This window comes from Bdellovibrio sp. HCB274 (genome assembly GCF_047306075.1).
Lineage (GTDB): Bacteria > Bdellovibrionota > Bdellovibrionia > Bdellovibrionales > Bdellovibrionaceae > Bdellovibrio.
Map to the genome: position 1 here is coordinate 1585328 of NZ_CP178623.1, position 18488 is coordinate 1603815.

Here is an 18488-nt window from a genome sequence, read left to right on the forward strand (position 1 = left end):
CTTTTACTGAAGGCAAAAAAGCTTTGTCTGCTAAAAAAACAAAACAGAAAAAATCCCTGGCTGATGACCTGGAATTTTCATCTCAGACACTGGGCTTGGATTCAGCAGCTAAAGAACAATTGCGGCAACTTCTCTTCACAGTCAAAGCGGTGCGCCGCGGGGACTTCGCAGTTCGAATGCCATTGAATCAAGAAGGCATTATCGCTGAAATCGGCGAAGTACTGAATGACATCATTGAACTGAATGAAAACATGGCGGATGAATTTGTTCGAGTTCGTTCGACGGTGGGTCAAGAAGGTAAAATGAACGAGCGTGTCTCGATGGGTTCAGTGAAAGGCGCGTGGTCGACAAGCGTAGATTCGGTGAACTTACTTATCGGTGACCTGGTTCAACCAACTCAGGAAGTAGCCCGTGTCATCACCTCGGTGGCCAAAGGTGACTTGTCTTCCAAGATGGTTTTGGAAATCGATGGACGCCCGGTAAAAGGGGAGTTCTTCCGTATCGGTACAACCGTAAACTCGATGGTGGATCAGCTGAACTCGTTTGCATCCGAGGTAACTCGTGTTGCGAAAGAGGTGGGTACCGAAGGGAAACTGGGCGGTCAGGCGGATGTTCGCGGTGCTTCCGGTATTTGGAAAGATCTTACTGATAACGTAAATAGCTTGGCCGGAAATTTGACTGACCAGGTACGTAATATCGCAAAAGTAACAACTGCGGTTGCCAAAGGTGACTTGTCACAAAAGATCACGGTTGATGCCCGTGGGGAAATCTTTGAATTAAAAAATACGATCAACGTCATGGTGGATCAGCTTTCTTCATTTGCAGCCGAGGTAACTCGTGTTGCGAAAGAGGTGGGTACAGAAGGTCGCCTGGGTGGTCAGGCCGACGTAAAAGGTGTTTCCGGTACATGGAAAGACTTAACCGATAACGTAAACGGTCTTGCGAATAACTTAACAGCTCAGGTTCGTAATATCGCAAAAGTTACCACGGCGGTTGCCAACGGTGACTTATCACAAAAAATTACAGTTGATGCCCGCGGGGAAATCTTTGAATTAAAAAATACGATCAACGTCATGGTGGATCAGCTCCGCTCATTTGCAGCCGAAGTAACACGTGTTGCAAAGGACGTGGGTACTGAAGGTAAGCTGGGTGGTCAGGCCGACGTAAAAGGTGTGTCTGGTACGTGGAAAGACCTAACCGACAACGTAAATGGCTTGGCGAATAACTTAACAGCGCAGGTTCGTAATATCGCCAAAGTTACCACTGCCGTTGCAAATGGTGACTTATCACAAAAAATTACAGTTGATGCCAAGGGCGAGATCCTGGAACTAAAAGACACCATCAATACGATGGTGGATACGCTGCGCTCTTTTGCCGCAGAGGTAACGCGTGTTGCGAAAGACGTGGGTACTGAAGGTAAGCTGGGTGGACAAGCTGACGTAAAAGGCGTGTCTGGTACCTGGAAAGATCTAACCGACAACGTAAATGGTCTTGCAAATAACTTAACAGCGCAGGTTCGTAACATCGCAAAAGTTACCACTGCTGTTGCCAACGGGGATTTGTCGCAAAAAATCACAGTTGATGCCAAGGGCGAGATCTTAGAACTTAAAAACACTATCAACGTCATGGTGGATCAGCTGAACTCATTTGCGGCCGAGGTAACTCGTGTGGCAAAAGAGGTGGGTACTGAAGGTAAGCTGGGTGGACAGGCCGATGTAAAAGGTGTGTCTGGTACCTGGAAAGATCTGACGGACAACGTAAACAGCCTTGCCGGAAATCTAACCGCGCAGGTTCGTAATATCGCGAAAGTGACGACAGCGGTTGCTAAAGGTGACTTGTCCCAAAAAATCACAGTTGATGCCAAGGGCGAAATCTTTGAACTGAAAAATACCATCAATGTCATGGTGGATCAGTTAAACTCCTTCGCTGCCGAGGTAACTCGTGTTGCGAAAGAGGTGGGTACAGAAGGAAAACTGGGCGGTCAGGCCGAAGTATCCGGTGTATCGGGAACTTGGAAAGATCTAACCGATAACGTAAATGGTCTTGCCGGAAATCTAACCGCGCAGGTACGTAATATCGCGAAAGTAACCACTGCGGTTGCCAAAGGTGACTTGTCTCAAAAAATCACGGTTGATGCCCGCGGTGAAATCTTTGAATTAAAAAATACAATCAACGTCATGGTGGATCAGTTAAACTCCTTCGCTGCCGAGGTAACTCGTGTGGCAAAAGAAGTGGGTACTGAAGGTAAGCTGGGCGGACAAGCCGACGTAAAAGGTGTATCTGGTACGTGGAAAGATCTGACGGACAACGTAAACAGTCTTGCTGGAAACTTAACCGATCAGGTACGTAACATCGCCAAAGTAACCACTGCGGTTGCTAAGGGTGACTTGTCACAAAAGATCACGGTTGATGCCAAAGGCGAGATCTTTGAATTAAAGAATACAATCAACGTCATGGTGGACCAGTTAAACTCCTTCGCGGCCGAGGTAACTCGTGTTGCAAAAGAGGTGGGTACTGAAGGGAAGCTGGGCGGTCAGGCCGAAGTACAAGGGGTCTCTGGTACGTGGAAAGACTTAACAGATAACGTAAATGGTCTGGCAGGAAATCTGACTGCACAGGTTCGTAATATCGCAAAAGTAACGACTGCGGTTGCCAACGGTGACTTGTCACAAAAAATCACGGTCGATGCCCGCGGGGAAATCCTGGAAGTTAAGAACACGATCAACTCCATGGTGGATCAGCTGAACTCCTTTGCTGCCGAGGTGACTCGTGTTGCGAAAGAAGTGGGTACCGAAGGAAAACTGGGAGGCCAGGCCGAAGTGCGTGGGGTTTCCGGTACGTGGAAAGACTTAACAGATAACGTAAATTTCATGGCCTCGAATCTGACCAAACAGGTTCGTGGTATCGTCAAAGTCGTAACTGCCGTTGCAAACGGGGACTTAAATCAAAAATTCGTTCTTGAAGCCAAAGGGGAAGTTGCAGCACTTGCTGAAACTATCAACTCGATGACTGATACTTTAAGAACATTTGCTGATCAGGTGTCGACGGTTGCCCGCGAAGTGGGTATCGAAGGAAAACTTGGAGCCCAGGCACGCGTGCCGGGTGTTGCGGGAACCTGGAAAGACTTAACAGATAACGTAAATTTCATGGCTTCGAATCTGACGACTCAGGTACGTGGTATCGTGAAAGTCGTAACAGCGGTTGCAAACGGGGACTTGAATCAAAAATTCGTCCTTGAAGCCAAAGGGGAGGTCGCAGCCCTTGCTGAAACGATCAACTCGATGACTGATACCTTAAGAACATTCGCCGATCAGGTAACAACGGTTGCCCGTGAGGTGGGTATCGAAGGAAAACTGGGTGGTCAGGCAAGCGTTCCGGGTGCCTCTGGTACGTGGAAAGACTTAACGGATAACGTGAATCAGCTGGCCGGAAACTTAACGGCGCAGGTTCGTGCCATCGCGGAAGTATCGACGGCGGTAACAAAGGGTGACTTAACCCGTTCTATCTCGGTAGAGGCTGAAGGCGAAGTTGCAGCCCTGTCTGAAAATATCAATCAGATGATCAGCAACTTAAAAGATACGACACAAAAAAATAACGAGCAGGACTGGCTAAAAACCAACCTCGCAAAATTCTCGGGTATGATGCAGGGTCAGCGCAGTATCGCGTCGGTAGCTCAGTTGATCATGTCAGAGCTGACGCCGCTGGTGGATGCAAGACAAGGTACGTTCTTCATGCTTGAAAACGAGGGTGCAGAGAGTTCTTTGAATCTGATCGCAAGCTATGCGTTCTCTGAACGTCGTTCTGTTTCTAATAAATACAAACTTAAAGAAGGACTGGTGGGACAGTGTGCGTTCGAGAAAAAACGCATTCTTCTGACCAATCCTCAGGGCGATTACGCCATGATCAGCTCCAGCATCGTGGAGGAAAAACCACGTAACATTATCGTTCTTCCCGTTCTGTTCGAGGGAGAGTTGAAGGCCGTGATTGAGTTGGCGTCATTAACGCCATTCACTTCGAACTATATCAATTTCCTGGATCAGTTGATGGACTCTGTCGGGGTTATCCTGAATATGATTTCATCCAGTATGAGAACTGAGGAACTTCTGCAGGAACTGAAACGTTCTAACGTCGAGCTGGAAGCACAGGCAAAAGAACTGGAAGACAAAGCGAAACTTCTGGAAGTTAAAAACCAGGAAGTTGAGCTTGCCAGCCGCTCGCTTGAAGAAAAAGCGGAGCAGTTGTCGCTTATTTCCAAGTATAAATCTGAATTCCTGGCGAACATGTCCCATGAGCTAAGAACACCGCTGAACAGCTTGTTGATTCTTTCAAAAACTCTGGCGGACAACCGCGAGAAAAATTTAAGCGGCGAGCAGGTGAAGTTCGCAAGCACGGTGCATTCCGCGGGTCAGGACCTGTTGGCTTTGATTAACGAAATTCTGGATCTTTCCAAAGTGGAAGCTGGCAAAATGCCAGTCACACCGAAGGTTGTCGAAATCAAGGAAGTTCAGGAATACCTTGAGCAAACATTCCGTCCAGTGGCGGAACATAAGGGTCTTGAATTCCTGATCACAGCTTCACCGGATTTACCGAAAGCGATGGTGACGGACGAAAATCGTCTGCACCAAATCCTGAAAAACCTGTTATCCAATGCCTTTAAGTTCACAGACAAAGGGCATGTGAATATGGATGTCAGCTATGATGCTGCTGGAAATTATCCAGGTGGCGCGATTGTGTTCCGCGTTCAGGATACCGGTATTGGTATTCCAGCCGATAAGCAAAAACTTATCTTTGAGGCCTTCCAGCAAGCTGATGGAACTACCAGCCGCAAATATGGCGGTACGGGTTTGGGACTAACCATCAGTCGCGAAATTGCGCGCCTATTGGGTGGTCTGATCAGCGTTGAAAGTACGCCAGGTCAGGGTAGTAGCTTCCAGCTTATTTTGCCGGTCAAATACACCGCACCTGAAGGTACCACTATAAATGTTCGTGATGAAAATGCGGAAGTGTCACCACTTCCAAATGATGCGGATTTTACCGGTCGTAAAATTTTGATCGTGGATGATGATGTTCGTAATGTTTTCGCGTTAAGCAGTGTGCTGAAAATGCGCGGCATGAATGTGATCTTTGCGGAAAATGGCAAGCAGGGTATTAAGACACTGAATGAAAATCCAGACACTGATTTGGTGTTAATGGATACGATGATGCCGGAAATGGATGGTCTTGAAGCAATCCGCGAGATTCGTAAGATCGAACAGTTCCAGGATTTGCCGATTGTGTCTTTGACCGCTAAAGCCATGAAAGGTGACCGGGAGAAGTGCCTGGCTGCCGGGGCGTCTGACTATGTGACGAAGCCCGTGGATGAAGCGTACTTGTTGTCAGTAATGTATTCGTGGTTGCCGAAGGCATCTTTGAACCCGACTCTTTAGGAGCCTTAGACCATGAACAAAGTGGATATTCTAACTGTTGATGATCGCCTGGACGGGTTGCTAGCCCTGCAGGCGGTTTTAAGCGGCCCCAATGTAAACTTGGTGCAGGCGCAATCCGGTCAGGAAGCCCTGGAGCTTTTGGATAAGTATGATTTCGCGGTGATTTTGCTGGATGTGCAGATGCCGGGAATGGATGGCTTTGAAACCGCGCAAAGAATCCGTCTTAACGAAAGACATCATCAGACGCCGATTATTTTCGTAACTGCCATCAACAAAGATGACCAGTACATTTACCGGGGCTACGAAGTCGGGGCAGTGGACTATATTTTTAAGCCTTTCGAACCGCACATTGTAAAAGCCAAAGTGAATGTGTTCGTTGAGCTTTTTTTGAAAACCAAGCAGCTGGAAGAGCAGACGGAAATGATCCGCGCCTCTGAAGCCCGCGAGCGTTTTTTAAGATTGGCGGAGCTGGAAGTGGAAAGCTTACGCCGCTATCGCAGCCTGGCCGATGCGATTCCCCATATCATCTGGCGGGCCAAAGGCGATGGAACTTTTGATTACTTCAATCGTGGCTGGACCGATTACACGGGACTGACCATTGAACAAAGTTTGGGAAATGGCTGGCAATCGGCGGTCGAGGAAGAGGATCTGCGGGAATTTTTGAAAACCTGGATGAATTCCATGGATGATGGCAGTCCGTTTGAAACTGAAATCAGATTGTACAATAAAAACCATGAAGCCCGCTGGTTCTGGGTACGGGCCGTATCCGATACCAACTATCAGGGCGTGCGTTCCTGGATTGGAACCTGTACCGATATTCATGATAGAAAAACCGTTGAGCTAAAACTGATTGATGCAGAAAAAAAGGCCAGTGCGGCAAGTGTTTCAAAAACCAATTTCCTGGCCAATATGAGCCACGAAATCCGCACTCCCATGAATGCTATTTTGGGTTTCACCGAGCTGATGGCCGATGAAGAACAAAGTGCCGAGGAACGGGCAAAATGGATTCGCACTGTTCAACGCAATGGTGATCAGCTATTAAAAATCATCGATGAAATTCTGGATATTTCCAAAGTCGAAGCCGGTCGTCTGCAAATGGAGCGCGTGGAAGTCGACGTGGAAAGTGTTCTGGACGACATCAGATCGTTGTTGCGTCTGCAGGCTCTGGATAAGCGTCTGGATTTCCGCATCGGACTGGATAACAGCATTCCGAAAATGATCTTGTCGGATCCAACCAGACTGCGCCAAATTCTGCTGAATCTGATTGGGAACTCTATCAAGTTCACCAGCGAAGGCTACGTCCACGTCGATGTCGAGTGGGTGCCACGCTCGGGGTTGGAACTTCATAACAAGATGCGCTTTTATATTTCAGACTCAGGCGTGGGCATTCATCCCGAGCACGCAAGCCACCTCTTCCAACCCTTCGTGCAGGAAGACAGCGCCACCACCAGAAATTTTGGTGGAACTGGTTTGGGTCTGGCTTTGTCGCGACAACTTGCGCGCGCGATGGGTGGGGATGTGACGTTGGCGGGCAGCGTACCTGGCAAGGGAAGCACCTTCCTGGTGGAAGTGAATGCGGATCCGATTGAGGGTACGTTCTTTATTGATACTTTGAATTTTGCAACTCCTCATGATGACAAGACCTTTAGCTTTAAAGGAAATCGCAAACTTGAAGGCATGAAGGTTCTTTTGGTTGAGGACGTCGAAGATAATCAGGCTTTGATTTCTCACTTCCTGGGCGCCGTGGGTGCCAAGGTTGAGTTTGCAGAAAATGGACAAGAGGGTGTCGAAGCGGCGTTGGCGAATGACTACGATGCCGTGCTGATGGATATCCAAATGCCGGTGATGGATGGATATGAAGCCACGCGAAGACTGCGGGCTCAGGGATATAGAAAGCCTATCATAGCGCTGACAGCCCACGCACTTAAGGAGGAGACAGTGAAAAGCATTACTGCAGGATGCACTTATCATATGGCGAAGCCTGTGAATTTCAATCAGCTGATTGAGTTACTGACAGGAATCCATAGGGATAAAGGCGTGCGGGAGGATCATTGTGCCATTTGATGATTCTGGAGATATCTCGCTGGAGATTAAGAACTTCATCAGAAAGCACGTCCGTTCGGTCACTCTTTTAGATGTTCTGTTTTTATTAAAGCGTAATGAACAGCGCAGTTGGACGCCAGAGGAAGTCAGTCTCGAGTTGCGCAGCAATCCGGGCTATGCACGTTCTCAACTTCTGGAACTGGCGGCTATAAGTGTGCTGCGCGAAGAAAACGGAAGCTTTCGTTATGATGCCGGCGAACTGAGTTTACTGATCGACAAGCTGGAGATTCTTTACAACTCTCATCGCTCGACGGTTACCAATTTTATTTACTCCCAACCGATCGACAGCATTCGCGACTTTGCCAATGCCTTTAAGATCAAAAAGGACTGATTGTGGCTTTTTATGTCTATCTACTGTGTTCAATAACCAGTTTTGGCTGCGCTCTGTTCCTGGGGCGGGCTTACTTTCGTAATCGCTCCCGCCTGCTGTTTTGGAGCAGTATTTGTTTTGTGGGAGTCGCTTTGAATAATATTTTATTGTCTGTGGATTTTGCCCTGGGGCCCAACTATGACCTGTCGCTTATTCGCGCGTGGCTTATTTTGGGAGGGATGGCTGCGATGGTTTACGGACTGATTTGGGATACGGTGTAAGATGAGCCAGGAAATACTTAAACAGTTTTTGTATGGTGCTGTGATGATGGCATCTTTGGTTTCAGCAGTGTTCTTTCTGAAGTTTTGGAGAAAAACAGCGGATCGTTTTTTTGCGATGTTTGCTGCTTCGTTTTTTATTCTCGCAGCAGAAAGATGGTTCCTGGTGTTTATGCCTACGCAAGGGGAGGAAAACACCTGGATCTTTTCGATGCGCCTGTTGGCATTTCTGTTAATTATTACCGCAGTGGTCGATAAGAACCGCGGCTAAGAGCAAAAAAAAGCGGCTTAGAAAGCCGCTTTTTTATTATTTAGCACCGAAGGATTTTGCCGTGGTGGTGATCCACGTCGCGTAGTGCAGGATATTCATATAAATGATGTCTGTGTTGCAGCCCAAACCGCTACGGCTGGTTACGCCCCAAAGTTGGAACTCGTCACCAACCTGGATGTAAGCCGGGCCGCCAGAGTCACCAGAGCAAGCGGCCTGACCTTGTGTTTGGTCCAAAACAACTTCGCCTTCGTTGGGTGTGTACTTGATTTTTACAGTCACCGCTTTAAGAATCGCCGGACCGCTTAGTTCTTCACGAACGCAGTGACGGGCTTTGCGAGCGTCATCGTGATCGCAATAAACTTCCCCACGGTCGATCATCGCCTGAAGATTTTTTTGTTTCTTTGGATCAATCGTGATCACTTCCGCAGAATCAACTCCGTAGCCAGCAAGGATCGTCATCGCGTCTCTTTTTAAAGCTGTCGGTTCAGTTAGAATTTTAGCCGGAGTGTAGTCCTTAGGAGTTGTCCCTTCGTACATCATCAAACCGATGTCGTTACCAGAGATCGCCATGTTCTCTTCGCCAGTGTTGAAATCTTCATGAGCTTTCATCGCAATGACGCGGCGAACAACAGGAGAGGTGCTGAAGTTTTTTCCAAGGTTCAGGATCGATTCCATGTCGGGGTGGAAAACAATATAGACGCCCGAAGTTTTTTGACCCACGCAGTGAGCGGCTGTCAAAACCAGATTTCCTGGCAACAAAGAACCTGTGCACGTGAAGCCACCATTGTCGTCGTAAATACCAACCACGCTGTGAGCAAGGGCAGAGTCTGCTTTTACAAGCTGACCACCGATAATTTGATCATTGGAAGTTGTAGTTAGAGAGTTGGAGTCAACAGCGCTGCAACCCATGGAGATAAGTGCAACCAAAACTAAAAAGGCGTTAAGCAATTTCAACTTAATATTCCCCGCAAAAAAAAAGTGTGGGGTCCTTTTATAGAACCACCACACATTTGCAAGAAAATTAAGCGCCTGTAATAAACTTTTTTTGGACGCTTATCTCAATTAGGATTCAGTATCCAAGATCGGGAAAGCCTTCACCAAGTCATCGATGGCTTTCATCTGCTGAAGGAATGCTTCAGCCTTCGCCAGTGGCAGAGCAGAAGGACCATCGCATTTTGCTTTCGCTGGATCTGGATGAGCCTCGATGAATAGACCTGCCAGGCCCACAGCCAAGCCCGCGCGGGAAAGCTCGGCAACCTGACCACGGCGGCCCGCTGAAGCTGCTCCCATAGGATCGCGGAACTGCAAAGCGTGAGTCGCATCCAAAATCACCGGAGATCCCTTGGAGACTTTCTTCATAATATTGAAGCCCAAAGTGTCCACGACCAGATTGTCGTAACCAAAACATGAACCACGTTCACACAAAATAACTTTATCGTTCCCGCACTCTTCGATTTTTTCCACGATGTTGCCCATTTGGCTGGGGCTTAGGAACTGGGGTTTTTTAACATTGATCACCGCACCAGTGCGAGCCATTGCCTCCACCAGGTCCGTTTGACGAGCCAGGAATGCAGGAAGCTGGATCACATCCGCAACTTCAGAAACAGGTTTTGCCTGAGCCACTTCATGAACATCAGTGATCACTTTCACGCCGAAGGTTTTCTTAAGTTCAGCAAAAATCTTAAGACCCTCGTCCATGCCCGGTCCACGGTAAGAGTGGATGGAAGAACGATTGGCTTTATCAAAGGAGGATTTGAAAACGTACGGAATTTTAAGCTTGTCAGTGATCTTTACGAAGTGCTCGCACACTTGCATAGCCAGATCGCGACTTTCCAGAACGTTCATACCTGCGAAAAGAACGAAAGGTTTGTTATTAGCGACTTCGATATTGCCCAGTTTGACGATTTTATTTTGCATGGGCCAACTGTATCATTCCAGCCAGCCTGGGCAATCAGAAAAGCTCTGCGCAATCACCTGGAGATTCAACAAAGTGGCGGTTGTAAATCCAGCCCAGGATGCGAGAGCATTTCGGACCAGCGGTGGGACCTGTGACCGTGTCTTTCAGTTTAAAGCGCAGTGCCACGGAATCCTTTCGGGCGTTGTGCAGCCATCCCGGAGGGTTTTGTGAAACTAAAACGTCCATAAGGGGTTGATCCAAAGTATTAATAGGAACTTCTGGATCATGAGCTTTCATGGGAACAGCGGGGAAACGCAAAGCCTGTAGGAAGTCAGAGAAAACTGCGGGCTGTGTTTGCATTAGTTTCGCCAGACTACCCGGATAGCTTTTAAATTGAAGCGGTTTTTCTCCCTTAGAGCAAACCAAAGAGTAAAACTCAATATTCAGCAGATACAAATCACAGTGGGAAAACAGGTCTTCAGAAGAGCGAATCAAACTATCCAGGGCCACGGGAGAAATTTCCCCGTCCAGCCACTGGGCAAAAATACCATCGTCATTCAAGGCATCAGAGACAGCCTGTAAGGCTTCACGGCTCCATAGTTTTGCGGCAGCAAAATAAACTGGGGAGGGCACGTTGTTATAGATCAAATCGTATTTTTTCTTGGTCGTCCTTAAAAAGGTCAAACCATCGGCTTCGGTAAAAGTGACTTTGGGATTATTCAGCAGTCTTTGCGCCACGAACTTAAGACTTCCGGCAACTTGCAACATGGTGGGATCCAAATCCACGATGTCGGTGTGGGCAAAAAGAAGTTCAGAGCCCAGCGCTGTGGCGCCGGTTCCCATTCCAATAACCAGGGATTGATTAAAATTGTTCACGTAAGCCAGCGGAGTTAAACCCATCAAAGTATCAATCAGCGGAATTGGTTCCTGATGGGGCAAAAAGACCGAGGTGTGACCATTCATAAACATCAGGGAATATTTCCCCGCAAACTCGACGAAATTAACCTGGCTGCTGTTGTGTTTGAAAGTTTGAACTTTACTGACTTCGCGCGAGTAATGATACCACTGTTCAAAGCCGCGCATATTGAAGCTTCCCAGATCCCAGGAGTAGGTTTTTAGAAGTCCCCAGGAAATAGCACCCATTGTTACAATCAAAGCGCTGGTCAGGGTTCGCCACTTTACTGTACGTACTGCAAATATCAAACATAGCAGTCCCATCAGGGCCCACAGTTGAAAAATACCGATCGCTTCAAATAGCACCGCGATGAAGAATAAAATTCCCAGGGCATTTCCCAGGGAGTTCACGCTAAGATAAATTCCCAAGGATAATTTCTCGTTCTCTTTTTTTACCAGCGGAAGCAGGCTGCCAAAGAAAAATCCGAAGGGAAAAATCAGGCCCAGGGTGAAGACTGAGCGGATTAAAAAAATAATATACGGAGTATTTTCGGAAGTGACGGCGGAGTTAAGTGCAGCACCATTGAACGTGCTAAGCTTTAATACATCCAAACCCCAAGTCCAAATGACCGGCCAGGTTTGCGTCCACACCAGCAGAGCAAATATCAGTAATGCCGATTTAGATTTAAAGCTCTTCCACTGCAGCCACTGATAACCCCAGCGTGTTTGAAACCATAAACTTGAAGCGGCCCAGCTTAATAGTAATGCTGCCAGATAAAGCGTGTAGTGAAATGCCAAGGGTGCCAGAGTGGTTTGCACTTGTCGGTATAAAATGGACTGCAGGATTCCGCTGATGACCGAGAATGCAAAAAGGATTAGAAGAAGTTTTTTGTCAGCGAACTCAAGTGTACTTATTGAAGTGGTCGGGATCGGGGATTGGTAGCTTTGGTGAGTGCGTTCCTGCAACCACCAGAAAATACTCCAGAGAACTTCAAACAGGGTCAGCGCGATGAGGATTTGGGTAAGTCCCAGGCTGGCAATTAAATCCAGCTCCACCCATACAAGGGCTACGACAACCAAAAGGTGGAAATAAAAATAAACCCGGTTGAAAACGGCAGTGGTGGTTTGTTCAAGCTTACTTTGATTTAGGAAAAACAATGGCAGCAGCAGTGCCGAGAAAAACGAGATCAGAAAGAACAGCAAGAAGCCCGCGACCAGGCTTAACTTAGGTGCGCTCAATAACGCCGCATCGTTCAGATAAAACCCCAAAAGTCCCAAATTTAAAACCACCAATGTCAGATGGCTTTTGCTTAAAGTAAACTTCCAGCGATCCGCATAGTAGCTGCCCAGCGACGTTCCCAGATAGGCCACCGCGATCAAAAATAGCTGAATAAAAAACAAGCTGCCGAAAATTTGGGACAGAATACGGGAAATCAGAACCTGATAAAGAAGTACGGGAATGCCGAACCAAAGAAGATACAGCTTTTCGGAATTGTTCTTAAAGTTATGGGCGCTGAACATTTTTTCGCTCCAAAAGGGCCGGCAGTGCAAAAAGATACATGACGATGATCAAGTGCAGGTAATAGCGATAGTGAAAGATCTCTTCGATACCAATATGAAATCCCAACAAGGCAACAAGCCAAACCCAGCGTAAAACCCTCGGGCCCGTCAGGATCACAAAAGCTCCGCATTCCAGAACCAGGATGGCCCACTGAAAAAACAGGGACATGATGTGACTTTGCAATATAGCTTTACCTAAATGGGAATCAGCGTAACCCATGGCGTGCACAAATATCTGCAGGCCCACGCCGTTGGGCCATGAAAGACCGGTATAGAATATTTTTTCCCAACCCGCCAGACAGTAAAAGGATAAAACGACTACGGCGGCTGCTTTATAAAAATAGTGCTGAAGCAGTCCCCATTCTTTCAGACTTAATAAAATCAGCAATAAAGAAAAAACCGACTGACGATGATCTCCAAATGGTTCGTTTTGCAAATACCACGAAGTGCTTAATATAAAAAATATGCTTGAAAGAATTGAAAACAAACGGGGAGCGAATTTTAGCAGCCACAAAACCGTGGTGATCAGAAAAACCCCGGTACAAATCTGAAAGGCCATTTTGTTTTCAATCAGGCTGGCTGGGAAATAGCCAACGATTGAAACCGGCAATATGACTCCGGCGGAACGCCATGGGATGAAAAGCTGATCCAAGCCCAAAAATAGAGAGCATAATAAAACCAGGCGTCTAAATCCATCATAGTAGCGAAATGAAACGGGCCACGTCATATAACCGTTCCTCGACACACCGGAGGCGCAGAGCTGCTGTTTTCAGAAAGACGGTCCGCAGACCACCAGAAGTTGGTGTTTTTAATTTCACCAAAACTGCGATCTCCGCGTTGACCCCAAACGGTTCGGGTCAGACAAAACTCTGGCGGAACTTTACCTTGCTGATTTAAAAAGTGGAAATGTTCTTGCAGTTGTTCTGCTGTAAGGATTTTCCCCCAGACGTAAACAGTGCTTGGATGGCGTCCCACATCATATGTTGGATCACCATCATAGTTGTTTTGCAGTTGCAGGTGGCTTAGCGGAATGAACTCGCCTGTGGGCAAAGTCGCCTGATAAGTTTCATAGGTCGTCGGTGCATCAGCAAAAAGTGGATACCGCTGCACGGGAAAAAGGGGGCGGGTGAGAAAGCTCACCACAAAAATCACTGTAAGCATCACAAGAAGAATGAGCTCAGATGTTTTCTTTCCTTTTAAAAATTCCATTGGTTTTAAGGCTAGACGATTGGTAGCATCTTTACAAGTATCTAAGGTGGAGGCCGCAGGAATGTTCAGTCAGGGTATCACAGCTATGTTTTTGACGGGATTTTCCGGGTTGCTATATCAAGTGCTGTGGATTCGAGTGTTTTCGACACTATTGGGCGGAACCACACTTTCAATTTCCTGCGTGATCGCGCATTTCATGTTGGGACTGGGCCTGGGCACGGCGTGGGCGCCAAGATTGCTCAATAAATCTTTCCGTAAAGAGATTCCGCTTTATTCCTATTGTGAATTCGCGATTGTATTCATTGTTGCAGTGAGTTTCTCGGTTCTGGCTGGTAATACAGAGGAGCTTACTCAGTGGTTGCAGGGGTTTTCCGGATCTTCTTCTGCGGCACAGTTGCTGTCGCACTTTTTGATTACGGGAGTTTTCATTTTTCCTGCGACTTTCTTGATGGGACTGTCTTTTCCCGTTATCAGTTATAAATTCGCTGAGGCAAGTCAGCATCAGTGGCTTTACGCGGTGAACTGTCTGGGTGGGGCAGTCGGCGCGCTTTTGTCTTACACCTTATTGATTTACAACTTTGGCTTGCAGAATACTTTACGTGTGGGTTTGGTTTTGAATCTGTTGGCTGGAGTCCTCTTCCTGCGCTACAGATTTCAAACGGGTAAAAGTGCCGCGACAAGCGATGCAAAAGCCGCGGATTTGTCCATCGAAGGACTGTCAGCAAAAACTATTAAACTGTGGGCGCTGGGGTTAAGCGGGCTTAGTGGTTTCTTTGTTTTAAGTCTTGAACAACTTTGGTTTCGTCTATCGGCATTAATGCTGGGCGGTCGTGTCTATGTGCATAGCTTGGTGTTAGCCGTATTGCTTTTGTCTTTGGCTGTGGGGGCCGGCATCAGTCCACGATGGAAAACCCTGCGGGTCACAGATCAGATTTCCAGGCTGATTTATCTAATGCTTGCGGCAGTTTCGTCCATCGCTGTGGGATTTCTATTTTTTGATTACACGATGTCGCTATCAGTGGACTTGGTAAGTCCGTATCATAAGACTTTGCATGCAGTTTTCATTTTCTCGTTGTTATTTTTAGCTGTGATTCCAGGAACGGTTCTGGGTTTGTGTTTTCCTCTTTCCTTAAGGCTTATTCAAGCCGGAGAGGATTCAGCTCTATCCCGCACCCGAAGTTTGTCCCGGGCTATTTATGTAAACACCTTTGCCTCGGTTCTTGGAAGTCTGCTTGCGACCTATGTTTTATTCCGGGTTCTTGGGACGGTGAACAGTCTTAAGTTCCTAAGTTGCATTTTGGTTCTTCTGGCACTGCTGGGCGCATTGGTCTTTACTAAAGATAAAAAGCGCGCTGTGACTGTGCTTTGTGGTTTGGTGTTGCTGGGATTCTTGATCTTTAAGCCTTTGAGTTTAAACTCTGCGGAACAAGTTTTATTTGAGGCGGAAGATGAATTTGGTTACCTGTCTTTGGTAAAATTAAAAGCCACTCCTGCGCAGCCGGAAGTCACCCGTTGGGCTATGTTCAATAACTTTAGTTCTTTGGTGGCACCCTATGGTTATGCAAAAACCCAGGTCGTCCAAAAAAATCTGGCGCTCTATCCGGCGCTCTTTTCCAAGGAGCTTAATAATGTTTTGGTCGTGGGAATGGGGTACGGACTTACCACGGAAGCTTTTGCCAAGCTTCCTGTGACCACGGCAATCACCAGTGTCGAGTTGTTGCCCCTGGTTCTAAAAGCGCAAGAGAAAATGACGTTTAAGAATAATGACTACCTTCAGGATCCGCGCGTTCACAACATTGCAACGGACGGTCGCAGTTATGTGGCTCTATCAGGTAAGAAGTGGGATGTTTTAACAGTGAATGTGGATCCTTACGGCGTAGGGACAACGCATTTGATGTCACAGGAATTTTATAAAATCGTGACAGAGAATCTGGCGCCGGGCGGAGTGTATGCGCAGTTGCTGTTTGGTTCCCAGTATTCGATTCAGGCCTTGATCAATACGGCGAAGCAAAGTTTTCCGCACTACAAAATTCTTCCGGGCTACGATTATGACGGAATTATTTTTCTTGGTAAAATTGAACCGTTTTCTTCCTGGGAGCTGGCGTCCTGGGGTCGCGTGAATAAGCTGATGCCAAGTCAGTCCTGGGATCAGGATGGTTTGCACACTCCGCAGGATTTCGATGTGGCGGAAAAAGTGGCGAACAGTTGGATAGAATACATCGGTCGCGAAGCCGGGGTGAACGAAGGAGTCGTCACCGACGATAACCTGGCTGTCGAAAAAAGCCGTACTTCAATCGGTGATTTATTTTTAAATTATCCCAAAGATTACTGAGCTGATTGTTGCCAGCAGCCGGAGCTGGCAAGGTCAGAGGTTATATCCTGAATGTGATCGCCCAGGAACTGGGGCTGTAAGGCCATAACGATGTTTTTTATAGAGTTTGATTCCAGAATACTTTGATCCAAGGTGTTCATTCTTATGCCGGGCACGGCCGGAACATTTCTGTAGACCTTGTGGCAGGTTTCCTGGAAGACAGGTTTTTGCGACATGTATCGCTCGTTAAATTTTCGATCCTTATCTTGCAGAATCTCAGTAACCGAGATCTTTCTTAATTCCTTTGGCGTGTTGTAGGCCATAACAATCGGATAGGGTATGGCAATGATATCCACGTGTTTAAAGTGCTTATGAATAGGAGCGAGAAACTCCGCGCGCTGTTGCAGGTTTAAAACTGAAGCCACGTCAAAATAGGTTTGATAGACGCCATCCGGCTTCAGGCAGTTTTTTGCCAACCCCATAAATTCGTCGGTGAAAAGTTTCCCCGCATTGAAATTGCCTGGATAGGTGGAGGTGTTCACGATCAGATCATAAGTGCCATGCTTGCATTCACGCAGAAAGTTCATTCCGTCTTTTAAATGAAGCTTCGTCTGAGCTCTGGATTCAAGGCCGTTGTTTTCGTGATTAAACAGTTTCAACGTATCGCGAACCGCCGGGGAAATTTCCACTAAATCAGTATGGTCACTGATCGCGGAAACGCCCCAGGAAGTTTGACCCGATCCAACGCCGATCACCAAAGATTTCGGAATTGTTTGCGGAAAGTATGCAGCTGGCAGTAAACCCACCAGATTTTCTGTGAACAGATTCAAATCGTGGGACGCATGTCCATCCACGTAGTACATTCGGACTGGCTGTGGCTCGGTCCCGCGAGATCGAGTGTGGTGAATGGCGATAGAAGAAAATGCTTCAGAATGAACCTCAGTCCAACCCATCGTCGCCGCGTTTCTAATATCTGGTGAAACTCGATTTATCAGAAGGGAGTTGGCCTGGTTTGTTTGGAATGAAAAGAATGCGAGTACGACCAAACCACCAAGTGCTGAGATGGTTTTCAAATGGCGCTTTTCAAAGTAGCTGAAAATCAGAGCGCAAGCGCCAGCTCCGATAAGGGCGGCGGCAAAGTAGGGGCTTTGCCACAGCATGGAAGACATCATCACGGCAATGATCATTCCCAGAATATTTCCAAGGCTGGCTGTTATGTTCAAATAACCAGAGGCCTCATCAATAGGAAGTTCTGTTGAAATTTCCTCGGCACCGCGAATAAACATCAGACTTGAGAAGTAAACGGGGGCAGATAAAAACAGAGCCTGGATAAATGACAAGGCAAAATAGTTGGTTAAGGTACCGGTCATTGCATCGCGAAGTGCCACAGGCAATGCTGCGAATAGAAGTTGAATTAAAAGTAAAGACGCTGCCCACAGCAGAAAGATCACCGAACGATTCAGGGTTTTTCCCCAGCGTTCGGTAGCTCCGGCAACACTCATCCAGAAAAACACTGCCATTGTGATCAATGTGGCTTGCAGTCGGAAGGCTTCGGTCAGGAATGTCTGGGTTTTTAAGGCCCAAAAGATCTGATAATAACTAAAAGTTGAAATCGCCAGAACTGCGGCGATGCTTGGAAGAAATTTTTTATTAAGGAACCTTTTCCAATGAAAAGTGGAATTTTTCTCCAAGTGAAAAAGGTCCGTTTTTGAAAGTTGGAATAATACTGAACCCAGAATAATTTGGGAAAGCCCCAGCCCAGCCAAGGCCGCACGAATTGACAGTCCTTGAGTAAAGTAAATTTCAAACCCTAAAAGACCAAACAAAGCGCCCAAGTGATAAAGGGCATAGATCCAACGAAAGCGCACTTGCCTTAAATAATAGCTATAAAGTGGAAGCTGAACTCCCAGACAGAAAGCCGGGACTAGTAGACTTGCAATCAATAAGTTGGACGGGGGAATGATAAAAAATAAAACCAGATTAAAAAGACCCGTCAGAATTTCCATCACAGGCAGGTATTTGCGCAAGCGGGAAGAAAACAGATTTCCCAGGCCCGAGCCCGCAATAAAAATCAAAGTGACCAAAACGAAAGTGGTATAAAGATCCCCCAAAGTCACGGACACGACTTTTTGATAAAGAATCTGCGCTGAAAGATTTAAAAGCCCCGAGAGCAATACAAGAAGTAAAATCATTCTTTGTCCGTAAAAAACAAGGCGCCTTTGGGAGGCG

12 protein-coding genes are annotated in these 18488 nt (G+C 47.0%); 6 read left to right on the top strand and 6 right to left on the bottom strand.

All coding sequences use genetic code 11. The annotated features are described in order from the left end of the window. Positions 1 to 119 precede the first annotated feature (119 nt). From ACLWNV_RS07765 to ACLWNV_RS07785, 5 genes are read left to right on the top strand one after another with little or no spacing between them, the layout of a single operon-like run. Positions 120 to 5426, top strand: coding sequence for a HAMP domain-containing protein (locus ACLWNV_RS07765; protein WP_413587627.1), 5307 nt, complete (start codon positions 120 to 122; stop codon positions 5424 to 5426). Positions 5427 to 5438: 12 nt separating this feature from the next. Further along, positions 5439 to 7490: a response regulator gene (locus tag ACLWNV_RS07770; RefSeq protein ID WP_413587360.1), complete on the top strand. Its 2052-nt coding sequence runs from the start codon at positions 5439 to 5441 to the stop codon at positions 7488 to 7490. Next, positions 7480 to 7860 carry a hypothetical protein gene (locus ACLWNV_RS07775; protein ID WP_413587361.1) on the top strand — a complete coding sequence of 127 codons (381 nt, stop codon included), beginning with the start codon at positions 7480 to 7482 and terminating at the stop codon, positions 7858 to 7860. The genes ACLWNV_RS07770 and ACLWNV_RS07775 overlap by 11 nt, the downstream gene beginning before the upstream one ends. 2 nt (positions 7861 to 7862) lie before the next feature. Next, positions 7863 to 8120: a DUF5985 family protein gene (locus ACLWNV_RS07780; protein WP_413587362.1), complete on the top strand. Its 258-nt coding sequence runs from the start codon at positions 7863 to 7865 to the stop codon at positions 8118 to 8120. Between the two features lies 1 nt (position 8121). Beyond that, the gene (locus tag ACLWNV_RS07785; RefSeq protein ID WP_413587363.1) at positions 8122 to 8388 is read left to right on the top strand and encodes a DUF5985 family protein; all 267 of its coding nucleotides are present in this window, start codon (positions 8122 to 8124) and stop codon (positions 8386 to 8388) included. Positions 8389 to 8424: 36 nt separating this feature from the next. Here the strand turns inward: ACLWNV_RS07785 and ACLWNV_RS07790 are convergent, their stop codons facing one another. From ACLWNV_RS07790 to ACLWNV_RS07810, 5 genes are all read right to left on the bottom strand, one after another. Then, positions 8425 to 9342: a S1 family peptidase gene (locus tag ACLWNV_RS07790; protein WP_413587364.1), complete on the bottom strand. Its 918-nt coding sequence runs from the start codon at positions 9340 to 9342 to the stop codon at positions 8425 to 8427. Between the two features lie 108 nt (positions 9343 to 9450). After that, complete coding sequence (gene kdsA / locus ACLWNV_RS07795) at positions 9451 to 10305, bottom strand: 3-deoxy-8-phosphooctulonate synthase (RefSeq protein ID WP_413587365.1); 855 nt, start codon at positions 10303 to 10305, stop codon at positions 9451 to 9453. 34 nt (positions 10306 to 10339) lie between these two features. Beyond that, the gene (locus tag ACLWNV_RS07800; protein ID WP_413587366.1) at positions 10340 to 12700 is read right to left on the bottom strand and encodes a hypothetical protein; all 2361 of its coding nucleotides are present in this window, start codon (positions 12698 to 12700) and stop codon (positions 10340 to 10342) included. Then, the gene (locus ACLWNV_RS07805) at positions 12684 to 13466 is read right to left on the bottom strand and encodes a hypothetical protein (protein ID WP_413587367.1); all 783 of its coding nucleotides are present in this window, start codon (positions 13464 to 13466) and stop codon (positions 12684 to 12686) included. Before ACLWNV_RS07805 ends, ACLWNV_RS07800 begins: the two co-directional genes overlap by 17 nt. Continuing rightward, entirely contained in the window at positions 13463 to 13948 is a 486-nt protein-coding gene (locus tag ACLWNV_RS07810; protein ID WP_413587368.1) for a hypothetical protein, read from the bottom strand. The genes ACLWNV_RS07805 and ACLWNV_RS07810 overlap by 4 nt, the downstream gene beginning before the upstream one ends. 61 nt (positions 13949 to 14009) lie before the next feature. Between ACLWNV_RS07810 and ACLWNV_RS07815 the strand changes: the two genes are divergently transcribed. After that, positions 14010 to 16280 carry a fused MFS/spermidine synthase gene (locus ACLWNV_RS07815; RefSeq protein WP_413587369.1) on the top strand — a complete coding sequence of 757 codons (2271 nt, stop codon included), beginning with the start codon at positions 14010 to 14012 and terminating at the stop codon, positions 16278 to 16280. On the opposite strand, the gene ACLWNV_RS07820 is transcribed toward ACLWNV_RS07815, so the two are convergent. Next, entirely contained in the window at positions 16274 to 18451 is a 2178-nt protein-coding gene (locus tag ACLWNV_RS07820; protein ID WP_413587370.1) for a hypothetical protein, read from the bottom strand. The genes ACLWNV_RS07815 and ACLWNV_RS07820 overlap by 7 nt on opposite strands. Positions 18452 to 18488 lie beyond the last annotated feature (37 nt).